The following is a 4185-nucleotide window of genomic DNA, read 5'->3' on the forward strand; positions in this document are numbered from 1 at the left end:
CGATCACGGTGGTGCCCTCCGCCCCCACGACGACACCGCTGTTGTTGACGCACCAGCCCCCGTGCTCCTGCAGGTAGGCGAACACCCCCGGCGCGAGCTCCACCGACGTCGGGGCGGGTGGCAGGTCGGTCCGCACGCGTGACACGGTCAGACCCCCTCCAGCAACGACTTCGCGATCAGCATCGTGGCCATGCTGTTGGCGCTGAGCGCGTCGCGGGCCTTGGCCAGGTTCACCGCGGTGCTCTCCCGGTCACCGGCGACCTCCGGGCGCAGCCGGATGGTGTGCTCCGAGGTCAGCACGGTCTCGCCCGGCCCGGCCTCGATGGTCCAGCTGCCCAGGTGCAGGTCGAGCAGCGGCGGCAGGTCGAGCTGCTTGTAGCCGATGCGGCTGGTGCCCTCGGTGATCCGGATGGACATCGTCTCGTGCTCACCGACCTTGGACAGGGTCGTCATCCGCAACGACTGGACGTCGGGCGTGCCGTAGTCGTCGAGCCGCACGGCCGCGACGTGCGGCAGCCGATCGGTCCAGTGCTCGGCCTCCCAGAGGAACGCGTGCACCGCGTCGGCCGGGGCGGTGATGCGGACGGAGTCGGCGAACGTGCGGACCTCGCCCCTCCCCCGCTCCGCGACGGCCTTGAGGTCGGCCAGCTCGGTCCGGCTGTTCTCGTCGGTGACCTGCTCGATCCAGGCCAGCGCCTCCGGGTCGTCGTCGACCGCCGAGAACGTGTGCAGCAGCCGCAGGGTCGTCCGCCCGGGTCCGTCCTGCTCGACGACCCAGGTGCCGCTCATCGACGCGATCGGCGGCGCGGGCACCACCTGGCGGAAGGTGATCCGGCGCGACCCCGGGTCCAGCTCGCGCACCGAGGTCCACGATTTCACCAGGTCGCCCGCGCTCGCCCAGATCCGGAAGGTCTCGGTCGTCCCGCGGTGCTCGACGTGCTTGACCCGGATGGTCGGTTCGAACAGCTCGGGCCAGCGCTCGGCGTGGGCGAGCAGGGCGTAGACCTCGCCGGGATCGGCGTTGATCGTGATGTCGTGCGTGGTGTCCATTGCGGTGCCCTCGCGTCAGTAGTTGCCCAGCCCGCCGCAGACGTTGAGCGCCTGCGCGGTGATGGACGCGGCCAGTGGGGTGGTGAGGTACTCGACGAGGCCCGCCACCTCGTCGGGCGTGCTGTACCGGCCCAGCGGGATCTTGGCCTCGAACCTGGTCAGGACGTCGGCCTCGGACACGTCCCAGATCCGGGCGTAGTTCTCCCGGACGTGCTGCGCCATCGGGGTTTCCACGTAGCCGGGGCAGACGGCGTTCACGGTGACGCCGGTGCCGGCCAGCTCCAGGCCCAGCGCCTTGGTGAACCCGACGACGCCGTGCTTCGAGGCGCTGTACGGGGCGCCGAGGACGACGCCCTGCTTGCCGCCCGTCGAGGCGATGTTGATGATCTGCGCGGACTCGCGCGTGGTCATCTTCCCGGTCGTCAGCACGTGCCGCGACATCAGGAAGACGCTGCGCAGGTTGGTGTTGACGACGTTGTCCCACAGCTCGGTGGACAGGCCGCTGGTGACGCCCCCGCCGGGGATGCCCGCGTTGTTCACCAGGGTGGTGACCGGCCCGAACGCCGCCACGCCCGCGGCCACGAAGGACTCGACCTGCGACTCGTGCCGCACGTCGCACGACCGGCCGTCGGCGGTGATGCCCAGCTCCGCGAGTTCGGCGACGGTCTCCTTCACCCGTCGCGCGTCCCGGGCGCCGAGGAAGACCCGGTGACCGGCGGCGCCCAGCCGCTTGGCGATCGCCAGGCCGATGCCGCTCGTGCCGCCGGAGATCAGCGCGACCCGGTCGTCGGTGTGCTCAGGCAGCATTGCGGCGCTCCTCGTCGATCACGTCGAGCAGGGCGGCCGGGGTCTTGGCGTGGTCCAGCACGTCGTCGTCGAGCAGGACCCCGTGCTCGCGCTTGAGGAGGTTCAGCACCTCCAGCAACGCGATGGAGTCGAAGCCGATGTCGTCGAAGGGGGCGTCCGGGTCGACGGTCGTCGCGAGGTCGACGGTGTCGTCCTCGCCGGCCACCTTGCGGAGCACCGCGGTCAGGGTGTCGATGTTCACTGCGTTCTCCCGTTGTCGGAGTCGGATTCGGTGCGCGGCTTCGTCAGCACCACCGCCGAGTTGAAGCCGCCCCGGCCCCTGGCGAGCACCAGGACCGTGTGGACCCGGCCCGCGGCCGGGTGGTCTACGACGTGCAGCGCGCTCGCCGCGTCGGAGAGCTCGTAGCGCGGCGTGGGCGGGACGACCTGCTTGGCGATCGCCAGGCACGCCGTCGCGACGTCGAGCGCGCTGCCCGCGCAGCCGAGCCGGCCGATGCCGGTCTTCGGCACGGTCACCGGGACACCGCCCGGGCCGAACACGGCGCTGATCGCCCGCGCTTCGCGGTCGTCCATGTCGCGGGTGCCGAACCCGTCGGCGAACACCGCGTCCACGTCGCCCGCGTCCACCTCCGCGTCGCGCAGCGCCACGCGGATCGCGCGCTCCAGGCCGCGGCCGTCCCGCGCCGCTCCGTCGAACGTGGACGCGAAGCCGGCGACCTCGGCGTAGGCGTCGCGCGAACCGGTGCGGTCGGGCCGTTCCAGGGTCATGATCGCCCCGCCCTCTCCGGACACGAACCCGTCGGCGCCGGGCGAGAACGGCCGGTACGCCGTCCTCGGGTCGGGGTCGGTGGTCATGAGCCCCGCGCTGGTGTACGCCGACCAGCCCCACGGGCACAGGTTGGTGTCCACGGCTCCGGCGAGCACGAGCTCGCAGTCGTGCCGCAGCTGCCGTCGTGCCTGGCCGACCGCCTCCATCCCACCGGTGTCGTCGGTGACCAGCGCGCGGGCGGCGCCGCGGAGGTTGTGCCGGATGGAGATCTGGCCGGTGTTGACCGCGTAGAACCAGGCGAACGACTGGTACGCGCTGACGTGGGCCGGGCCTCGCGACCACAGCGCCTGCATCTCCTTCTGCGCGAACTCGAACCCGCCGCCGTTGTTCGCGGTCACCACCGCCGAGGCGTGCTCGGCGTAGGCCCCCTCCGGGATCGCGGCGTCGTCGAGCGCCTCGCGGGTGGCGATCAGCGCGAACTGGGTCACCCGGTCGGTCTGCGGCAGCAGCCGGGCGGGCAGGTGGTCCCTCGGGTCGAACCCGGTGTGCTCCCCGGCGATCCCGGTGGCGTACTTGCCGCCGTCGAACCGGGTGATGGGGCCGATGCCGTTGGCCGAGTCGAGCAGCGCGGTCCAGTACGGGTCGACGCCGATACCGAACGGCGTGACGACGCCGAGGCCGGTGATGTGCGGTCTCATCGCGTCGCACCCGCCTTCGAGATGATCATCGCGCTCTGGAAGCCGCCGAACCCGCTGCCCACGCTGAGCACGTGCTCCGGGGACGCCTCCCGGGCCCGGACCGGGATGTAGTCGAGGTCGCACTCGGGGTCGCGCTCGGCCCAGTTGGCGGTGGGCGGCAGCAAGCCGTGCTGGAGGGCCAGCAGGCAGGCCGCGATCTCGATGGAGCCGATCGCGCCCAGTGAGTGACCGACCATCGACTTGATCGAGCTGACCGGCGTGCGGTAGGCGTGCTCACCGAGCGCGCGCTTGAACGCGGCGGTCTCGTGCCGGTCGTTCTGCTTGGTGCCCGACCCGTGCGCGTTGACGTACCCGATGGCGGTGGGCGGGATCCTCGCCTGGTCCAGGGCCGCGGTGATGGCCGCCGCCATCTCCACGCCGTCCGGGCGCAGGCCGGTCATGTGGTAGGCGTTGCACCGGCTCGCGAACCCCGACAGCTCGCCGTAGATCGGCGCACCCCGCCGGCGGGCCGACTCCAGCTCCTCGATGACGAACATCGCCGCGCCCTCACCGAGCACGAACCCGTTGCGGCTGCGGTCGAACGGCCGCAACGCCCGTTCCGGCTCGTCCAGCCGGGGTGTCGTCGCCTTGATCGCGTCGAAGCAGGCGATCGTGATGGGCGAGATCGGCGCGTCGGACGCACCGCACACGGCCCGGTCGACCGTGCCTTCCCGCACCAGCTCGACCGCGTGCGCCACGGCGTCGAGCCCGGAGGTGCACCCGCTGGACACCACCGAGACCGGCCCCTCCGCGCCGACCTCCACGGCCAGCTCGGCGGCGATGGAGCTGGGGATGTAGTAGCTGTAGTAGTGCGGGGTCGCC

General features: G+C 72.0%; 5 protein-coding genes. All 5 read right to left on the minus strand.

Translation table 11 applies throughout. The features are described 5' to 3' along the window. Positions 1-147: 147 nt before the first annotated feature. Positions 148-1050 carry an SRPBCC family protein gene (locus AB0G02_RS30270; protein WP_360800663.1) on the minus strand — a complete coding sequence of 301 codons (903 nt, stop codon included), beginning with the start codon at positions 1048-1050 and terminating at the stop codon, positions 148-150. 15 nt (positions 1051-1065) lie between these two features. Beyond that, a complete protein-coding gene (locus tag AB0G02_RS30275) occupies positions 1066-1857 on the minus strand; it encodes an SDR family NAD(P)-dependent oxidoreductase (RefSeq protein ID WP_360800666.1) in 792 nt (263 codons plus the stop codon). Then, positions 1847-2098: an acyl carrier protein gene (locus tag AB0G02_RS30280; RefSeq protein ID WP_360800669.1), complete on the minus strand. Its 252-nt coding sequence runs from the start codon at positions 2096-2098 to the stop codon at positions 1847-1849. Before AB0G02_RS30280 ends, AB0G02_RS30275 begins: the two co-directional genes overlap by 11 nt. Beyond that, on the minus strand, positions 2095-3324 hold the full coding sequence (locus AB0G02_RS30285) for a beta-ketoacyl synthase N-terminal-like domain-containing protein (RefSeq protein WP_360800672.1): 1230 nt from the start codon (positions 3322-3324) through the stop codon (positions 2095-2097). Before AB0G02_RS30285 ends, AB0G02_RS30280 begins: the two co-directional genes overlap by 4 nt. After that, on the minus strand, positions 3321-4185 hold an 865-nt coding region (locus AB0G02_RS30290), incomplete at its 5' end, for a beta-ketoacyl-[acyl-carrier-protein] synthase family protein (RefSeq protein ID WP_360800675.1). The genes AB0G02_RS30290 and AB0G02_RS30285, both read right to left, overlap by 4 nt.

This window comes from Actinosynnema sp. NPDC023658 (assembly GCF_040639995.1).
In the GTDB taxonomy this organism is placed as follows: Bacteria; Actinomycetota; Actinomycetes; order Mycobacteriales; family Pseudonocardiaceae; genus Actinosynnema.